The following is a 17,463-nucleotide window of genomic DNA, read 5'->3' as shown; positions in this document are numbered from 1 at the left end:
CGGCCCGTGCCGCCGTGACCAGTCTGTTCGGGGGCGTCCGAGGCCGATGAGGGCCTAGGTCCTGCGCTGGTCGGGCCCTAGGTCCTGCGAACGGGCTCGCGGCCGAGAGCCACTTGCGGAGCGGTCCCGCACCCGCCCTACGCCGCGCGAATGTGCGGGTACTGCGCGGCCCGGCCTTGGAAGTCGAGGATCGCCGGGTTGACCACGGACCCGTCCCGCACCTCGATGGCCCGGCCGATGGTCTGGTCCTCGTCCCACGCCGCCGGGCCCGCCATAACCGTGGGCAGGAAGGGGAGCAGCGCCTCGCTGATCTCCCAGGTGGCTGACGCCCACAGGTAAGACGGGCTGTGGTCGACCCCGTAGTAGCGCACGCGGTCCCCGACGTCGAACGTCGGCGAGGCGAACGTGGTGGTGCGCGCCCATGTGAACCCCATGCCCTCGTCGCACGAGACGTCCACGACCAGGCTGCCCGGTCGGAACCCCTCCAGCTGGGCCTCGCTGAGGTAGGTGAGCGGGGCGGCGGGATCCTGCAGCGTGCAGTTGACGACGATGTCGAACGTCGCGAGGAACGGGGCGAGCGGCTCGCGCCCGGTCTCGGTGAGGACATGGCTCACGAACGGCGCGACCTCGTCATGGTCGAGCTGCGAGATCCGCACCGAGTGGATCGGGGATCCGACGGCCGCGACGCCCCGCTGCGTGAGGACGTGGACGTCGTGCACGCCGTGCGCGTTGAGCGCCGTCACGGCCCCGCGCGCGGTCGCGCCGAAGCCGATCACCACCGCGCGCAGTCGCCGCCCGTAGTCGCCGGTCGCCCCGTTCAGCTCGAGCGCGTGCAGCACCGAGCAGTACCCCGCGAGCTCGTTGTTCTTGTGGAACACGTGCAGCCCGAACCCGCCGTCGTGGGCCCAGTGGTTCATGGCCTCGAAGGCGATCAGCGTGAGCCGCCGGTCCACGGCCACCTGGGTCAGCGCGGCGTCCTGCACGCAATGCGGCCAGCCCCACAGCACCTGCCCCTCGCGCAGCTCGGCAAGGTCGGCCGCCTGCGGCTTGGGCAGGAGCACGACGTCGGCGCGCTCCAGCAGCTCGGCGCGCGAGCACACGTCGCCGACCAGCGTGCGCAGGTGGTCGTCGGTGGCCCCGAAGGCGGCGCCGTAGCCGTGCTCGAGGATCATGCGGGCGCGGAGGCCGGGGTCGATCCGCTCGAGATGCTCGGGGTGGATCGGGAGCCGGCGCTCGTCCTGTTTGCGGGACGTCGCCGGCACTCCGAGGTGGATAGCGCCGGACCTGGCGGTCATCGTGGCTCCCTCGTGCGGACCACGTGGTCCGCGCCCCGACAGTACGGCATCGGGTCGGGACCCCTGGGGTGCGGCGTCAGCGCGTGCGCCCGAGGGTCAGGACACCAGGCCCGCTCGATGCGCGATCACAGCGAGCTCCGTCCTGTCCCGGGCGCCGAGCTTGGCCAGGATGCGGCTGACGTAGGTGCGCGACGTCGCGGGGCTCAGGAACAGCCGGGCCGCGATCTCGTCATTCGTGTCGCCGTTGCCCACCCGGACGAGGACCTCGAACTCGCGCTCGCTGAGCAGCGCCAGGCGGGGGTCGGCCGTCGGCGCGGGAGGCCCGGCGGCGACGATGTCCACGAGCTTTCCCGCGATGGCGGGGGAGAGGAGCTTCTCGCCGCCCGCGACCCGGCGGACGGCATCGCGGAGATCGGGGCCGGGGGTGTCCTTCAGCAGATAGCCGACGGCGCCGGCGCGGATCGCCTCCACCACATCCCGGTCGTCGTCGAACGTCGTGAGGATGACGATGCGCACGTCGTCGAGCCGCGCGTCCTGGCGGATGAGCCGGGTCGCCTCGATGCCGTCCATCACCGGCATCCGGATGTCCATCAGCACGACGTCGGGCCGGCGCCGCAGCGTGCTCTCGACGCCGCGCCGGCCGTCGTTGGCCTCCGCGACCACGCGCAGGTCGCCGTCATTGGCCAGCAAAGTGCGCAGGCCCGTCCGCACCAGGTCCTGGTCGTCGACGAGGACGATCGAGATCACGGCCCCTCCCAGGGCAGCGTGGCGTCCACCTCGAAGCCGGGGTCGGTGCGGCGGGTGGCGAGGCTGCCTCCGAGTCCCTCGACCCGCTCGCGCATCCCCAGCAGGCCGTGGCCTGCCGGCGCCGTCGAGGTGACCGGCCCGTTGTCAGCGACCCGGACGCGCACGGCTCCGTCGTCCGCGTCGATCCGCACGGTGGCCTCCGTGGCGGCGGAGTGGCGCACGATGTTGGTGATCGACTCCTGGACGACGCGGAAGACAGCCGTCTCGATGGCGCCGGGCAGCGGCCCTTGCACGTCGTTGTCCACGGTCACGGAGATTCCGGCGGCTCGCGCGGGCTCGATCGCGGCGTCGAGCGCGGCGATGCCCGGGGTGTGGCGTGGCGGCTGCTCGCCGCGGCGCAGCCCCGCGACGGTGCGGCGGAGGTCCGACATCGCCCCCGACGTCGTCGTCCGGATCACCTCGAGTGCCCGTGACGCGTCATCCGGAGCCGTCGCCTCCCGGGCGACCTCGGTGTGGAGCGAGATCACCGCGAGCGAGTGCCCGATCGAGTCGTGGAGGTCGCGGGACGTCGCGAGCCGCTCGGCGGTGAGACGCTCCTCCGCCTCCCGGCGGTACTGCTCGGCGGTGAGCGACGCGATCTGGGTGGACTGGCGCTGGACCTCGCGCCGCGACCGGATGCTGTCGCCCAGCGCGACGGCGGCGGCCAGGACGAGGAGGTTCTGCGGCAGGTCGTAGCCCAGGACGAACGCGGGATCCTGGCCGGCGGCGAGCCGATACGTCGCGGACACCGCCACGACCACGAGGGAGCCGCCGATCGCGGCCGCGAGTCGCGCGGACTCCGCCGCGGAGAACACCGCGGCGGCGACGGGCGCGGCAACGCCGATCGGCGTGTAGCCAGCGGCGTAGTAGGCGACGAAGCCCAGGACGGTCAGCGCGACCACGAGCGTCGGGTACGCACGTCGGACGAACATCAGCGCGCCCAGCCCGACCGCCCAGAGGTAGGCCCACGCGTCGGGCCGCTCGTCGCCGACCCCTGCGCTGATCAGCAGCGAGAGCGTGAGGGCCACCCCCACCGCGAGCAGCGCGTCGTACAGCAGCCAGGGCGCAGACGCGGGCGTGCTGCCCGCTGGACGACCGGCAACGCGGTGCGCCGTCATGCGCACATCGTACGAAAAGACGCGTCGACAGGGCGGGCGGGCCCGGTGCGCCCCGCGGGGCTAGGCGGGGTCGAGTGGCGCTCTCGCCGCGGCACTAGGCGGGTCGAGAGGCGTGGCCAGGGAGGGGGCCGGATCAGGCGCGGCGGGGAACCGCCCGGCGAGCGCGGCCTGGATCTCCAGGTGGCGCACCAGGAACGCCCGCTCGTCGAGCCGCTTGCGCCGCAGCCACGCGGTGACCTCGTCGTTGCACTTGCTGGCGTTGCAGGACCGGCAGGCCGGCGCGATGTTGTCCAGCGTGTAGCGGCCGCCCCGGGAGAGCGGCAGCACACAGTCGCGCTGCAGCGGCGTGCCCGTGGCCCCGCAGTAGGCACAGCCACTCCAGGCGTGCTGGAGCGCGGTCCACTGCTCGTCGGTCAGATCATGCTCGACGCTGTCCATCCGGCGCTTGCGCTTGCGTGCCGCCCGGGCCCGACGACTTCTGACGACCGCCATCCGCCCAGGCTAGGCGCTGTGTTGCCCGACGAGCGGCAGGCCTCGCCGCACAGCGTGTGGATGACGCCTCAGCCACTGCCCAGGCGTCGCCCCTCCCGGGCGGGGGGCGCCACCCGCCGGTCCCCGCCGTCGCGGCTCGCCCCACGGGCGCCGAACGGTCGTGGCTCGGCGCCGCCCGCCACCGGGCGCCCGGGCGGATGAGCGCGCGGATCAGCGTCGTCGGGCGTGGCGCCGTGGCCGAACGGCTCGACGGGCTCGCCCTCGACGGCCTGACCGGCGCCCGGGAGCGCACGCGAGTCGCACTCCTCTGGGCGGGCACGGGCGTCCGCGCCGAGCGGGAGGCCGTCCATGTCGGAGGCGCCCGCCACGCCTGGCGTGGGGTTCACGATGCTGGACCCAGCTCCCTCGGGGAGGGCGAGATCCCCGTCCTGGCCTTCCGCGAGGTCGGCGCCCCAGGGGGCGGCGGGCTCGTCGGCGGGCTCGAATGGGCCCCCTGGGATGGCCGCGTCATCGTGACCGACCGCCTCGACACGCGCCCCGACAGGCTGCTCCCCGGCGCCGGCCTGTCTCCGGTCAGGAAGCCCGGGACGGGCGCGGGCATCCCCCTGTGACTCGTCTGCGGGGGCGTCGAACGGCGCCCCCACCAGTGGCTCCGTCATCGTCGAGCCCTCCCGTCACTTCGTCTGGATGGCGGTGATCTCCGCGAGCCCGCCGGGGCCGCCCGACGCGGTCGCCCTCACGCGGACCGTCCACCGGTTCGCCTTCGCGGCCGTCGCCACTCCGAGGAGTTGCACGAGCTGGTGCTGGTCGTCCACCCGCAGCCGACGCCACCCCACGTACCAGACCGAGTACCGGTACTCGATCCACGCGTGGGTCCCCGAGCTGAACACGTTGATGACCTCGGCGTCGTAGTCGATCCACTGGCTCTCGTCCCACGCAGACATGGCATCCCCCCGCAACCTCGGGCCGCCAGCGGCTGTGGCGGCGCTCAGTCCTATCGGACACCCGTTGCACCGCGAGCGACACCGGACAGCCCGGCCCCGGGCCGCCGCCGACCGACGTCCCGCCGACCCGTCAGGACAGATCGATACGATCGAGCCGGCCCGGGGCGTCCCGGGCCGGGAGACGAAGGTGGTGGCGCACCGATGAAGGTCGCGCGGTTGCACGGAGTCGGCGACATCCGGCTCACCGACGAGCCAGACCCGGTTCCCTCGGCAGGCGAGAGCCTCGTCCGGGTGACCGCCGTGGGGTTGTGCGGTTCCGACCTGCACTGGTTCACGGACGGGGGCATCGGCGACGCCGGGCTGACGAGCCCGCTGGTGCTGGGCCACGAGATGGCCGGGGTGGTGGTCGGCGGACCGGATGACGGCCAGCGGGTGGCGATCGACCCCGCGGACCCGTGCGGCGTGTGCGAGCACTGCCTGGAGGGCAACCGCAACCTGTGCCCGACCGTCAGGTTCGCCGGGCATGGGAAGACCGACGGCGGGCTGCGCGAGCTCATGGCGTGGCCGAGCCACCTGCTCCACCCCGTGCCGGACACGCTGTCCGCGGCGGACACGGCGGTGCTCGAGCCGCTCGGCGTCGCGCTGCACGCGATGGACTTGGGCAAGCCCCGCCTGGGCGCCACGGTCGTGGTGGTCGGCTGTGGGCCCATCGGCCTGTGCCTGGTGCAGCTCGCCCGGGTCGCGGGCGCCGGGCGCGTGATCGCTGTGGAGCCGCTGGCCCACCGCCGTGCCGCCGCCGACGCGCTGGGCGCCGACGAGTCGCTCGACCCCCGCGACCCCCAGATCCTCGACCTGGTCAGCGCGGCCACCGGCGGCGGGGGAGCGCACCTCGTCATCGAGGCCGCCGGAACCGACGAAGCGGTCGACCTCGCGATGCACGCCGCCCGCCCCGGCGCCCGGGTGGTCCTCGCGGGCATCCCGTCCGAGGACAGCACGACGTTCCCCGCGTCTGTCGCCCGCCGCAAGGGGCTGACGATCCTGATGTCGCGGCGCATGAAGGAGATGTACCCGCGCACCATCGCCCTGGTGGAGCGCGGGCTCGTCGACGTGGCGTCACTGGTCAGCCACACGTATGCGCTGGCCGACGCCGCCGAGGCCTTCCGCGTCGCGGACGACCGCACCGGGCTGAAGGTCGTCGTCGAGCCGACCGGGGACGTGGCCACCGCGTGAACGCGCCACTCGTCATCGCCGTCGACTGCTCCACCACCGCGGCGAAGGCCGTCATCTCCACGGCCGACGGCCAGGTGGCGGCCTCGGCGTCGCGCCCGCTGCTGACCGTCCAACCGCGGGCGTCCTGGCATGAGCAGGACGCTGCCGAGTGGTGGACGGCCACCCGGGACGCGATCGCCGCGGCGGTCGGCATGCTCGACGAGCCCGGGCGGGTGGCCGCGCTGTGCCTGACCCACCAACGCGAGACGTTCGTGTGCCTGGGCGCTGACGACCAGCCGCTGCGGCCCGCGATCCTGTGGCTCGACGGCCGCGCGCACGCCGAGATCGCCGAGCACGGGTCCGCCCGCGTGCACGAGCTGTCCGGGAAGCCGGGCGACACCACCCCCGCGATCTACAAGCTCGCCTGGCTGGCCCGGCACGAGCCGGAGACGCTGCGCGACGCCGCCCGCGTCGGAGACGTGCAGGCAGTCCTGAGCCTGCGCCTCACCGGACGATGGGCGACGAGCCCGGCGTCCGCCGACACCCTCGGGCTGTTCGACCTGCCCCGGCGGACCTGGTCCAACGAGCTCCTGGACATCGCCGGGGTCCGCTCCGCGCAGTTGCCGGACCTCGTCCCGGCGGGCGAGCCGATCGGCATGCTCCTGCCCGACGTGGCCGCCGCCCTCGGGCTGCCCGCGCCCGTGCCGCTGCTCTCCGGCATCGGGGACGGGCAGGCCGCCGGTCTCGCGCTCGGGGCATCCGAGCCGGGCATCGCCTACCTCAACCTGGGCACCTCGATGGTGCTCGGCGTCGCCTCCGACGGCTACCGGTGGGACCCCGCGTTCCGCACCCTCGCCGGCATCGGGCCGCACGACCACACCCTCGAGACGGTCCTCAACGCGGCCGCCTACGTCGCAACCTGGTGCCGCGAGCAGCTCGCCGGGGACGCCGACCTCGAGCAGGCCGCCGCCGCGCTCCCGCCCGGCGCCGAGGGGCTGCTCACGCTGCCTTACTGGAACGCCGCGCAGACTCCCCACTGGGACCCGCTGGCCCGGGGCGCCGTCATCGGCTGGCACGGACGCCACACCGCCGCGCACCTGTACCGGTCGATCCTCGAAGGCGTCGCCTACGAGCTCCGGCTGCACCTGGAGCGCCTCGAGGCGGCCACCGGGACGCCCGTCACGCAGATCCGGGCAGTGGGCGGCGGGGCGCGCAGCCCGCTGTGGGTGCGCATCGTCAGCGACGTCACGCAGCGCCCGGTGCACGTCTGCTCGGCCGGCGAGGCGAGCGCCGCCGGGGCCGCCGCGCTGGCCTGGTCGCACCTGACGGGCATGACCCCCCAGCAGGCCGCCGCACAGGCGGCGGGGCCACTGCTGGACGGCCACGACGTGCGTCCCGACCCCGCGACAGCCGCGCGCCACACCGCGCTGTACGAGGTCCAGCAGCGGCTGTACCCGCAACTGCGGGAGGTGTTCTCAGCGCTCGCGGACGCGCGCGACGTGCCGATCGGATGAGGCGCTAGGCCTCACTCGACCTCGCGCAGGCCCCCGGTGGCGACGTCGTACACGAAGCCGCGCACCGCGTCCCGGTGCGGGATCGCGGACTCGGCGCGGATGCGGGCGATGTTCTGCCGCACGTCCGCGTCCAGGTCGCTGAACGCCTCCGACGCCCAGGTCGGCTTGATGCCCGTCTCGGCTTGGATGCCGAGCCGGAACGCGTCGTCCTCGAAGGTGAGCATCCCGCAGTCCGTGTGGTGGACCAGCACGATCTCGCGGGTGCCCAACAGCCGTTGGCTGATGGCCAGCGACCGGAGCTCGTCCTGTGTGACCACGCCACCGGCGTTGCGGATGACATGCGCGTCGCCTTCGGAGAGGCCGAACAGCCCGTAGACGTTCAGGCGCGCGTCCATGCACGCGACGATCGCCACGTGCCGGGCGGGCGGCAGGGGCAGCGACCCCTTGTCGAACGACTCGGCGTAGCGCTGGGCGTTGCGGAGGAGGTCGTCGGTGACTGTCATCTCGGCCTTTCCAGAGGTGGCGGGGACCTGCGGGGGCGACGTCAGATTAGCGAGGTTCGTCCGGGATGGGCGGTGTGCGTCTCATCGCGCCGTAGGTCTCATCGCGCCGTGGGAAGGAGGACCTCACGCGAGATGGCGGTGGCGATGTCGGCGACCAGCCTGCCGTCGGTGGGGACGCGGAGCACCCAGTCGCCGGCGCGCTCGTCGAGGTGGGCGGCCATCGTCCCGCTGCGCCGCACGTGGAGGTCCAGTGCCGTGCCGACTTCTCGGCGGGCCAGCCGCGCGTGGGCGGTCTCGTCCGTGGCGGTGAGGAGCACGCCGTGGACGCGTGCCGAGCCGCCGATGGCCCGCAGCACCATGGACGGCTCGAGGACGCTCACGGTGTTCACGTAGACCAGGCGGCGGTGGCCCGCCGCGGCGTAGTTCTCCCACACAGCCCGCAGGTTCGCCTCGGTGAGGGCGGAGCCGTCTGGGTCGTCGGCGGGCTTGGGATACGCCGCGCCGAGGTTGTCGCCGTCGACGAGGCAGTGCGCCACACCGCGGCGCTGCCACTGCTCGGAGAGCTCGTGGGCGACTGTCGTCTTCCCCACGCCGGAACGGCCCCCGATCAGCAGCAGCTCGAGGCGGTCACGGTCGGGTGCGCCGATGGTGGTCATGGGCGCATCCAGGCAGGCGAGGCCCGATGCGGTCCACCTGATTTCGCGCCAGCAGGGCCGTCCCGTCGGGCGCTCCGGCCCGGCGAAGTCCGGGATCTCACACTGAATGGGTACCGTAGGGCGACACACCCCGGCTCGCAGGGTCGAGCTGGGCCCCCACACGTACGTCAGGTCCTCTCTCACCACGACATGGGTCACGACGCCAGAGCCAGAACGCCGCGTGCACGTGCTGCACCTCGCGGGCGGTCGGCTCTCCGTCCAGCCCTGTGGGCCTGGCAGGCCTCGATGACGCGACATCCGCGCCGCCCCGGCCGCACCTGCACATCCGGCTCCGCCCCTCGTCGCGGCGCCACCTCGACCTGAACGATCCGAGGGCGAACGCCCTCCTGCTCTGGAGTCACTACATGCAATCTGCACACACCAAGAAGCTGGCCTCCCCGCCGCCCGTCCCGCGTGGCGCCCTGCGCATCACGCCGCTCGGCGGCGTCGGCGAGGTGGGCCGCAACATGACGACCTTCGAGTTCGGGGGCAAGATCCTCGTGCTCGACTGCGGCGTCCTGTTCCCCGAGGAGACCCAGCCGGGGATCGACGTGATCCTCCCCGACTTCTCGTCCATCCGGCACCGCCTGAAGGACATCGTCGGCATCGTCCTGACGCACGGCCACGAGGACCACATCGGCGGGGTCCCGTACCTGCTGCGCGAGCGGCCCGACATCCCCGTCATCGGCTCCGAGCTCACGCTGGCGTTCATCAACGCCAAGCTGCAGGAGCACAAGATCAAGGCGAACACGGTGCGCGTCGAGGCCGGTGACGCGCACAAGTCCGGGCCGTTCGACCTGGAGTTCATCGCCGTCAACCACTCCATCCCCGACGGCCTGGCCGTGGCGATCCGCACGCCTGCCGGCCTGGTCATGGCCACGGGCGACTTCAAGATGGACCAGTTCCCGCTGGACGGGCGCCTGACCGACCTGCGCGCGTTCGGCCGCCTCGGCGAGGAGGGGCTGGACCTCGTCCTGACCGACTCGACGAACGCCGAGGTCCCCGGGTTCATGATGTCCGAGCGCGACCTGGCGCCGGCCATCGACAACGTGTTCGCGACGGCGCCCAAGCGCATCATCGTCTCGAGCTTCGCGAGCCACGTGCACCGCATCCAGCAGGTGCTGGACGCCTCGCACCGCTCGGGCCGCAAGGTCGCGTTCGTCGGGCGCTCGATGGTCCGCAACATGGGCATCGCCAGCGAGCTCGGGTACCTGAACATCCCGCAGGGGCTGGTCGTGGACTTCAAGAAGCTCAGCTCGATGCCGGATGACAAGGTCACGCTGATCTGCACCGGGTCGCAGGGCGAGCCGATGGCGGCGCTGTCGCGCATGGCCAACGGCGACCACCAGATCCGCCTCAACGCGGGCGACACGGTGCTCATGGCCAGCTCGCTGATCCCCGGCAACGAGAACGCCATCTACGGGATCATCAACAAGCTCACCGACCTGGGCGCGAACGTGGTCCACAAGGGCAACGCGAAGGTCCACGTCTCCGGCCACGCCAGTGCCGGCGAGCTCGTGTACTGCTACAACATCCTCAAGCCGAAGAACGTCGTGCCGTACCACGGCGAGTCGAAGCACCTGCACGCCAACGCCGAGCTGGCGATCCGCACGGGCGTCGACCCGGAGCGCGTGATCATCGCCCGCGACGGGTCCACGATCGACCTGGTCAAGGGCAAGGCGACGCTGTCCGGCCAGGTCCAGGCGGACCTGGTCTACGTGGACGGCGACACTGTCGGCCGGGCCACCGAGGACACGCTCAAGGAGCGCCGCCGGCTCAGCGACGGCGGGCTCGTCACGGTGCTGGCCATCGTCGACCCGGCCACGAACACGCTGGCCGAGCCGCTCGAGTACGTCACGCGCGGATTCGTCCACGACGAGATCCACCTGGAGAACGCCTCCGCCGAGGTGGAGCGCGCGCTGGCGAAGGCCGCCGCGCAGGGCATCGACGACCTCGAGAAGGTCGAGCACGTCATCTCTGGCGCGGTGTCGAACTACCTCAAGCGCAGGTCGCGCCGCGAGCCCGTCGTCGTGGCCATCGCCGTCGACGCGTAACGCTCGGAGCCAGCGGCCCGTCCACACCCGTGGGCGGGCCGCTCGTCGTTCAGGCGCGGATGTCGAACTCCTGGAGCCTCTTGCGGTCCCGCTTCGTCGACGACGCCTGCAACGCCAGCAGCTGGGCGTAGATGCCGTCCGTGGCGGCCAACTCCTCGGGGCTGCCGATCTCGTCGACCCGGCCGTCCTTGAGCGTGACGATCCGGTCCACGGCGGAGATGGTGGACAGCCGGTGCGCGATGATCAACGTCGTCCGGTTCGTCATCAGGCGGTCGAGGCCCTGCTGCACGAGGCGCTCCGACCTCGAGTCCAGGGAGCTGGTCGCCTCGTCGAGCACCAGGATCGGCGCGTCCTTGAGCATCGCGCGGGCGACGGCGATGCGCTGCTTCTGCCCGCCGGACAGCTTGAGGCCGCGCTCCCCGATGGGGGAGTCGTAGCCCTGGGGGAACGCGCTGATGAACTCGTGGGCGTTGGCGGACCGCGCGGCCGCGACCACCTCCTCGTCGGTCGCGTCGGCCCGGCCGTAGGCGATGTTCTCCCGGACCGTCCCGGAGAACAGCGACGGATCCTGGAAGACGACGCCGATGCCCGCCCGCAGATCCTCGAGCGGCAGGTCCGCGATGTCCTTCCCGCCGATGCGGATGGTCCCCGCCGTCGGGGCGTACAGCCGTAGGAGCAGGCTCACCAGCGTCGTCTTGCCCCCGCCGCTCTCGCCGACGAAGGCGATGTGCTCGCCCGGCCGGATCGAGAAGCGCAGATCGCGCAGCACGTCCCCGCCGCCCGGGTACCCGAATGACACGCCGTCCAACTCGATCTCCGCCGAGCGGCGGTCGACGGCGCCGGCCGCCGCGGGCGCGCCGGGTAGCGCCGGGAGGACATCGGCCTCGGACAGCTCGTCCATCGCCCGGAAGTAGTCGCGACTGCCGGCCACGGCGCGCTGCGACGCGTCGACCACGTGGCTCATGGAGAACACGGGTTGCCGGGCCATCGTGACGAGCTGGATCAGCAGCACCATCACGCCGATGGTGAACGCCCCGCGCGCGGTCTGCACGAACAAGATCGAGAAGATGCCGAAGAACAGCAGGTTCAGCACGGCGCGGCGACCCGCGTCCATCTGGTGCCAGTAGCGGGACTGCGCCCGCGTGGTCTGCACGGTGCTGTCGTAGTGGCGGGTGAACCCGGCCAGCTCCCGGCGCTCCTGGACGAAGCTCTTGACGACGCGGATCTGCCCGATGACCTCCGCGAAGCGGCCGCCCGCGAGGTCGAGCTCCCGGTTCTTCTCCGACTCGAACGCCTGCCAACGCGTGCTGGTCTTGGTGGTCAACCACAGGAACAGCGGGTAGATCGACGCGAGCAACAGGGCCATGGGCCAGGAGTAGTAGGCCGTCACCGCGAGCACCGCCACGACCGTGAGCACCATCTGGAAGAACATGTTGGCGAACATGTTGAGGAAGCCGGTGACCTCCGTGATGGAGCGCGACAGCCGGTTGATCACCGCGCCCGTCAGCTCGTCGTCGAAGTAGCGCTGCGGCAGGGAGAGCAGCTTGGCGAAGTACCTCGCGGACATGATCGCCCGGAGCCGTGCGGCCATGGTGTCGCCGAGGTAGCCGCCGATGTTGCTCAGCAGCGTGGTCGCGAGCTCGGCGGCCAGCAGCGCCGCCGCCAGCCACACCACCGTGGCGACGCCGGAGGCTGTGCCCTGGTTGACCGCCACGACGTGGTCGGTGGCGGCCTTGATGACGAACGGCGTCAGGAGGGCGGCGCCGGTGACCGCCACCGAGCACACGATGATCCCGAGGTAGAAGGGCCACAGCTCTCGGGTGGAGCTGAGGACCCGGATGATGCTGCGCACGGTGGCGGGGACTCCTTGCGGGTGTGGGGCGCGAGGGCGCGGGGGCCTACGGCGGAACAGCCATTCTGCGGTGTCGCGCCGACGGGCCGGACCACAGCGGATCTCCCCGGTGCGCCCGAGGGGCGTCGCGAATGTGCGCGGCTCACATTTCTTCGCAGGGGTCGTAATTGTCGCGCCAATGCGATGGTCAATGCCATTCGCTGGCATTCCTATGGGCCATCCGGTCGGGCTCCCATGGAATGCCGAAGTGGGCTGCTGTTTTCTGCTGTGTTATCATGAGCGCGCATTGCGGCCCGTCCCCACGACGAGGATCTGCGCACCCGGCGACCTCTTTCACGGAAGACGCCGTTGGCCACAGGCGCATGCACGCCGCTTGTCGTGGCGGTGATTCTCTTCGAGAGGGGACTGGTCCACCATGAGGCTCGCGTTGGCAGAAGCGGACGTTGACGAGGTGGCGGAGGCCCCCGCGGCGGACGCCACCGAGCCCGACAGCACGCACGGCTTCGTCCTCTCCGACGCGTCCGTGGAGGACGACCCCGCGCCCGTGGTCCACACCGCCGGGGCATCCGCCGATCCGGTCAAGGACTATCTGCGCCTGATCGGCCGGGTCAAGCTGCTCGACGCCGCGCAGGAGGTCGACCTGGGCGGGCGCGTCGAGGTCGGCATGTACGCCACCCACCTGCTGGAGAACCCGGACATCGCCACCCGTGCGACCCGGCGCGAGCTCGAATGGCTCGCGCAGGACGGCCGGCGCGCCAAGAACCACCTCCTCGAGGCCAACCTGCGGCTCGTCGTGTCGATCGCCAAGCGCTACACCGGGCGCGGCATGCCATTCCTCGACCTCATCCAGGAGGGGAATGGCGGCCTGATTCGCGCGGTCGAGAAGTTCGACTACAGCAAGGGCTTCAAATTCTCGACGTATGCGACCTGGTGGATTCGCCAGTCGATCACCCGGGCCATGGCGGACCAGTCGCGCACGATCCGCATCCCGGTGCACATGGTCGAGCTCATCAACAAGCTCACCCGCTGGCAGAAGCAGATGATCCAGGAGCTCGGCCGCGAGCCGACCACTGAGGAGACCGCCGCCGAGTTCGACCTCACACCCGAGAAGGTCGAGGCGGCGCTCAAGCACGCGCGCGACCCCATCTCGCTGCAGGCTCCGCTCGGCGAGACGGGGGACTCGGAGTTCGGGGACCTCATCGAGGACTCCGAGGCGATCGCCCCCGCCGACGTGGTGCAGTTCCGGCTGCTGCGCGACCAGCTCAACGGGATCCTCGACACATTGTCCGAGCGGGAGGCGGGCGTGGTGTCGCTGCGCTACGGGCTGGCTGACGGCCGCGTGCGGACCCTGGAGGAGATCGGCGCGGTCTACGGCGTCACCCGCGAGCGCATCCGGCAGATCGAGTCCAAGACCATGTCGAAGCTGCGCCACCCGTCACGTTCCCAGGTGCTGCGCGACTACTTGGACTGAGCGGCCCGTCCAGGACGGGCGTCCTGCTCCCGGTGGTGAGGCGCGCGCCGCCGGGATAGGAAAGTCGCATGGCAGAACAGCACACCCCCCAGGACCCGACCACCCAGCACCCGCGGCCCGAGCAGTCGCCTGAGCAGATCGAGCACCCGGGCCGGACCTCGCAGATGCGGCAGCGACCCGACCACGGGGAGGACTCCTACCGCGGCTCGGGGCGGCTCGAGGGCCGTCGCGCGCTGATCACCGGCGGGGACTCCGGCATCGGGCGGGCCGTGGCGATCGCGTTCGCCCGCGAGGGCGCCGACGTCGCCATCTCCTACCTGCCCGAGGAGGAGTCGGACGCCCAGGAGACGGTGCGGCTCGTCGAGGCCGCGGGGCGGCGGGCGCTGGCCGTGCCGGGCGACATCCGGGAGGAGGCGCACTGCGTCGACCTCGTGGAGCGCGTGGCACGGGAGTTCGCAGGCCTGGACATCCTGGTGAACAACGCCGCCTACCAGATGTCGCAGGACGGGGGCCTGCGGGGCATCACCACCGAGCAGCTCGACCGGGTGCTCAAGACGAACCTCTATGCGATGTTCTGGATCACGAAGGCGGCTCTGGCACACCTGGGCGCGGGCGCCTCGATCATCAACACCACCTCGATCCAGGCCTACGACCCGAGCCCGCAGCTCCTCGACTACGCCACCACGAAAGCCGGGATCCTCAACTTCACGCGGGGACTGGCCCAGCAGCTCGCCGAGGAGGGCATCCGCGTGAACGCCGTCGCCCCGGGGCCCATCTGGACGCCGCTGATCCCCGCGACGATGCCCGCGGAGAAGGTCCAGCAGTTCGGCGCGGACACGCCCCTGGGCCGGGCCGGGCAACCGGCCGAGCTCGCGCCCCTCTACGTGTTCTTCGCCTCGCAGGAGTCGAGCTACGTCACCGGGGAGGTGCTGGGCGCGACCGGGGGCCGGCTGCTGTCCTGACGGCGGGCCGCCCTGAGGCGTGTCGCCGCCCGCGCCGGGTCACGTCGCCACCTGCAAGAAGGTGACCTCCCGCCCGTCCGGGTCCTGCACGAGGAACATCCCGGAGGCCTCACCGAGCGTGACCACGTCAGAGTGGGCGATGCCCAGCGACTCCACATGGGCGACGGCGACGCCCAGGTCCGGCACACGCAGGCTCAGGTCGCAGCCCGGCGCGGTGCTGGTGACCTCGTCCTCCTCGCGGAGCTGCAGCGCGGTGGAGGGCGTCAGCAGGAACACCGACGTGCCGTCGTCCGGCTCCATCGGCTCCAGCTCCAGCATCCGCTGATACCAGAGGGTGGATGTGGGCAGGTCGGTGACCACGATGCGCAGGATCACGTGGGAGAGGTCCACAGGGCTCCGTTCGCCGGGCGCTGGCGGCCGGGGATCGCCGGCCGTCGCCGGACGCCGGGCGACCGTCGCCGGGGACGGCTCCCCGTTGCTCCGATTCTGCGACTGCCACTGGCAGGCGACAAGGGGGCCGGGCCGGGCGGCCCGTGTCCCGAGGCGCGCTAGGCGTCCCAGCGGGTGGCGTCGGCGACCTGGAGCGTCGCCCACGGGCTGATCCGGCCGGGCTCCTGGGCGAGCCGGCGGAACTCGGCGAACTCGACCCACCTGTGGTCCTCGACCTCGGTGGGGTCGGGGACCACGGGCGTCCCCACGGGGACCACGACGGCGTACACGGGGCAGATCTCGTTCTCCACGATCCCGTTGCCCATCTGCGCGCGGTAGCGGAACTCGGGGATGACGGGGCGCAGGCCCTCGAACCGGGTGATCCCCAACTCGTCCTCCAGGCGGCGCCCGATGGCCGACTCGATCGACTCGCCGGGGCCGGGGTGGCCGCAGCAGGAGTTGGTCCACACCCCGGGGAACGTCTTCTTGTCCACGGCGCGGCGGGTCATCAGCAGCAGGCCGTCGGCGTCGAAGACGTAGCAGGAGAAGGCCAGGTGCAGGGGCGTGTCGGCCGTGTGCACTGTCGCCTTGGGCGCGGAGCCGATCGGGTTCCCGGCCTCGTCGAGCAAGACCACGCGCTCCTCAGGCTCGGAGCTCGCTGTGCGGGAAGGATCGAGAGGGACGTTCGCCATGCCTAGACCATGCCACGGAAGCAGCGGGGACCTGGCGCCGGCGCAATCATGCCGCGGCCCACCCCGTCCACCGCTCCACCCGGGCCACGATCGCCGGCCCGGCCGGTGGGCGCCTGCGGTACTGCGGATACCGCTCGGAGAGCGCGTCGACCGCCTGGTCGTGCGCGGGGCCGCTTGTCACGATCTCCGCGCGCGCGTCGGCCCGCACCCACCACAGCCGCTCCCAGTCATCTCCGTACTCGTCGACGAGCAGGGCGACGCGCGGATTCTCTGTGATGTTGCGCAGGCGCCTCAGGGCCCAGGTGCGCTTGGGCTTGTGGTCGACCACCAACAGCACCTGGTCGTCGACGAGGGCGTGCACCACGGGGACCAGATGGGGCATCGCGTCGGCCCCGGTCGTCGCCAGGTAGGCGTGGTCGGCGGCCGCGAACCGCCTGCGGCACTCGTCAGGGCCCATGCGGACAGGATGCCCGCCGGAGCACGGCACGGCACGATGCCGGACATGGACGTGAGGCCTGTGGGCTCGGCGCGTGCGGTCGGCCGTGTGGCTGTGGTGGGCACGGCCCTTGTCGCGCTCCTGGCCGGCTGCACGCCACCGGCGGCCTCGCCATCGCCGTCACCCACGAGCCAGACGACCGCCGGGCCCACCCCCGAGCCGCTGCCGCCCGGCGTCACCGTCGAGGTCCGGCAGGCGCGCGTCGAGTGGGCCGACCGGATCGTGCGGGTGCGGGTGTCCAACGACACCGCCGACGCGCTGGCCGTGTCGTCCGCGGAGATCGCAGGGGCGCGGTGGGCGGGGCCGGCACGCTCGCTGGACCCCGTGACGGCGGGCGCGGGCGGCGTGGCGGAGGTCCGGGTCCGCCTGGGGGAGGCCCGGTGCGGGCAGGCGGGCGCCGCCGACGTGCTCACCCTCGTCGTCGAGGCCGACCGCGACGACGCGGCGCCCCGCCCCGTCGCGGTCTTCACCCATGTCCTCGACGACGCCGCCGATCCAGGAGGCGTCCTCACCCGTCGCTGGCAGGAGGACTGCGCCGCGGCGGCGGTGGCGGCCGGCGCGCGGCTGTCCTGGTCGCCGGGCCTGGAGGTGGTCGAGGGGCCCGCGGGGCCGCTGGCCCGTCTCACGCTGCGCCTCGAGCCCGTGCCCGGCGGGCCGCATGTCGAGGTGGCGGCCGTCGACGCGACGACGCTGCTGTCGCCCGCGGAGGGGCCGCAGTGGCGCCCGGCCCTGGCCAGCGCCGACGGCCAGCCGGTGACGGCGACGCTCGACGCGGTTCCCGCGCGCTGCGACCTGCATGCCATCGCGGAGGACAAGCGCGGCTGGCAGATGCCCGTGCGGGCCAGCGTCGACGGCGTGGCGCAGGAGGTCTTCTACCTGCCCCTGCCCGACGACAGCCGGGTGGCGCTGCCCTCGTACCTCAGCCAGGCGTGCGGGCGGTCGGCGGGCTGA

Annotated in this window: 17 protein-coding genes and 1 pseudogene; 7 read left to right on the top strand and 11 right to left on the bottom strand. The window is 72.4% G+C overall.

Annotated elements, in window-relative coordinates:
- Nucleotides 1–137: 137 nt before the first annotated feature.
- The 4 genes from QUV83_RS04505 to QUV83_RS04490 all read right to left on the bottom strand — a co-directional run bounded on the left by QUV83_RS04505 (nucleotide 138) and on the right by QUV83_RS04490 (nucleotide 3,691).
- Complete coding sequence (locus QUV83_RS04505; protein ID WP_289562977.1) at nucleotides 138–1,295, bottom strand: N(5)-(carboxyethyl)ornithine synthase; 1,158 nt, start codon at nucleotides 1,293–1,295, stop codon at nucleotides 138–140.
- A gap of 96 nt (nucleotides 1,296–1,391) precedes the next feature.
- Nucleotides 1,392–2,042 (bottom strand): response regulator, encoded by a 651-nt coding sequence (locus tag QUV83_RS04500; protein ID WP_289562976.1) that lies wholly within the window; start codon nucleotides 2,040–2,042, stop codon nucleotides 1,392–1,394.
- Nucleotides 2,039–3,199 carry a sensor histidine kinase gene (locus QUV83_RS04495; RefSeq protein ID WP_289562975.1) on the bottom strand — a complete coding sequence of 387 codons (1,161 nt, stop codon included), beginning with the start codon at nucleotides 3,197–3,199 and terminating at the stop codon, nucleotides 2,039–2,041. The genes QUV83_RS04500 and QUV83_RS04495 overlap by 4 nt, the downstream gene beginning before the upstream one ends.
- 60 nt (nucleotides 3,200–3,259) lie before the next feature.
- Nucleotides 3,260–3,691, bottom strand: coding sequence for an HNH endonuclease (locus tag QUV83_RS04490; protein WP_289562974.1), 432 nt, complete (start codon nucleotides 3,689–3,691; stop codon nucleotides 3,260–3,262).
- 197 nt (nucleotides 3,692–3,888) lie between these two features.
- Here QUV83_RS04490 and QUV83_RS04485 point away from each other — a divergent pair, with 197 nt between their 5' ends.
- Nucleotides 3,889–4,302: a hypothetical protein gene (locus tag QUV83_RS04485; RefSeq protein WP_289562973.1), complete on the top strand. Its 414-nt coding sequence runs from the start codon at nucleotides 3,889–3,891 to the stop codon at nucleotides 4,300–4,302.
- 63 nt (nucleotides 4,303–4,365) lie between these two features.
- On the opposite strand, the gene QUV83_RS04480 is transcribed toward QUV83_RS04485, so the two are convergent.
- A complete protein-coding gene (locus QUV83_RS04480; RefSeq protein ID WP_289562972.1) occupies nucleotides 4,366–4,635 on the bottom strand; it encodes a hypothetical protein in 270 nt (89 codons plus the stop codon).
- Between the two features lie 201 nt (nucleotides 4,636–4,836).
- Between QUV83_RS04480 and QUV83_RS04475 the strand changes: the two genes are divergently transcribed.
- Complete coding sequence (locus QUV83_RS04475; RefSeq protein ID WP_289562971.1) at nucleotides 4,837–5,865, top strand: zinc-dependent alcohol dehydrogenase; 1,029 nt, start codon at nucleotides 4,837–4,839, stop codon at nucleotides 5,863–5,865.
- Entirely contained in the window at nucleotides 5,862–7,358 is a 1,497-nt protein-coding gene (locus QUV83_RS04470) for a xylulokinase (RefSeq protein WP_289562970.1), read from the top strand. Before QUV83_RS04475 ends, QUV83_RS04470 begins: the two co-directional genes overlap by 4 nt.
- An 11-nt stretch (nucleotides 7,359–7,369) precedes the next feature.
- Here QUV83_RS04470 and QUV83_RS04465 read toward each other — a convergent pair whose 3' ends face one another.
- Entirely contained in the window at nucleotides 7,370–7,861 is a 492-nt protein-coding gene (locus tag QUV83_RS04465) for a beta-class carbonic anhydrase (RefSeq protein WP_289562969.1), read from the bottom strand.
- A gap of 98 nt (nucleotides 7,862–7,959) precedes the next feature.
- Complete coding sequence (locus QUV83_RS04460; protein ID WP_289562968.1) at nucleotides 7,960–8,517, bottom strand: AAA family ATPase; 558 nt, start codon at nucleotides 8,515–8,517, stop codon at nucleotides 7,960–7,962.
- A 404-nt stretch (nucleotides 8,518–8,921) separates the two neighbouring features.
- On the opposite strand from QUV83_RS04460, the gene QUV83_RS04455 reads away from it, so the two are divergent.
- Entirely contained in the window at nucleotides 8,922–10,610 is a 1,689-nt protein-coding gene (locus QUV83_RS04455; protein WP_289562967.1) for a ribonuclease J, read from the top strand.
- Nucleotides 10,611–10,659: 49 nt separating this feature from the next.
- Here QUV83_RS04455 and QUV83_RS04450 read toward each other — a convergent pair whose 3' ends face one another.
- A complete protein-coding gene (locus QUV83_RS04450; RefSeq protein ID WP_289562966.1) occupies nucleotides 10,660–12,462 on the bottom strand; it encodes an ABC transporter ATP-binding protein in 1,803 nt (600 codons plus the stop codon).
- Nucleotides 12,463–12,895: 433 nt separating this feature from the next.
- Here QUV83_RS04450 and QUV83_RS04445 point away from each other — a divergent pair.
- Together QUV83_RS04445 and QUV83_RS04440 are read left to right on the top strand one after the other, a co-directional pair.
- Nucleotides 12,896–13,933, top strand: a pseudogene (locus tag QUV83_RS04445) (RNA polymerase sigma factor); the annotation flags it as partial.
- A gap of 68 nt (nucleotides 13,934–14,001) precedes the next feature.
- Nucleotides 14,002–14,895, top strand: coding sequence for an SDR family oxidoreductase (locus tag QUV83_RS04440; RefSeq protein ID WP_289562965.1), 894 nt, complete (start codon nucleotides 14,002–14,004; stop codon nucleotides 14,893–14,895).
- A gap of 39 nt (nucleotides 14,896–14,934) precedes the next feature.
- Here the strand turns inward: QUV83_RS04440 and QUV83_RS04435 are convergent, their stop codons facing one another.
- From QUV83_RS04435 to QUV83_RS04425, 3 genes are all read right to left on the bottom strand, one after another.
- Nucleotides 14,935–15,285, bottom strand: coding sequence for a VOC family protein (locus QUV83_RS04435; RefSeq protein WP_289562964.1), 351 nt, complete (start codon nucleotides 15,283–15,285; stop codon nucleotides 14,935–14,937).
- A 158-nt stretch (nucleotides 15,286–15,443) separates the two neighbouring features.
- On the bottom strand, nucleotides 15,444–16,016 hold the full coding sequence (idi, locus tag QUV83_RS04430; RefSeq protein WP_289562963.1) for an isopentenyl-diphosphate Delta-isomerase: 573 nt from the start codon (nucleotides 16,014–16,016) through the stop codon (nucleotides 15,444–15,446).
- A 46-nt stretch (nucleotides 16,017–16,062) separates the two neighbouring features.
- On the bottom strand, nucleotides 16,063–16,473 hold the full coding sequence (locus QUV83_RS04425) for a TIGR03668 family PPOX class F420-dependent oxidoreductase (protein WP_289562962.1): 411 nt from the start codon (nucleotides 16,471–16,473) through the stop codon (nucleotides 16,063–16,065).
- A 45-nt stretch (nucleotides 16,474–16,518) separates the two neighbouring features.
- Here QUV83_RS04425 and QUV83_RS04420 point away from each other — a divergent pair, with 45 nt between their 5' ends.
- Nucleotides 16,519–17,463 (top strand): hypothetical protein, encoded by a 945-nt coding sequence (locus QUV83_RS04420; RefSeq protein ID WP_289562961.1) that lies wholly within the window; start codon nucleotides 16,519–16,521, stop codon nucleotides 17,461–17,463.

The sequence above is a fragment of the Cellulomonas cellasea genome (assembly GCF_030372105.1).
GTDB lineage: Bacteria > Actinomycetota > Actinomycetes > Actinomycetales > Cellulomonadaceae > Cellulomonas_A > Cellulomonas_A cellasea_A.
The sequence above is the reverse complement of the archived record's forward strand: the minus strand, read 5'-3'. Positions and strand labels throughout refer to the sequence as shown.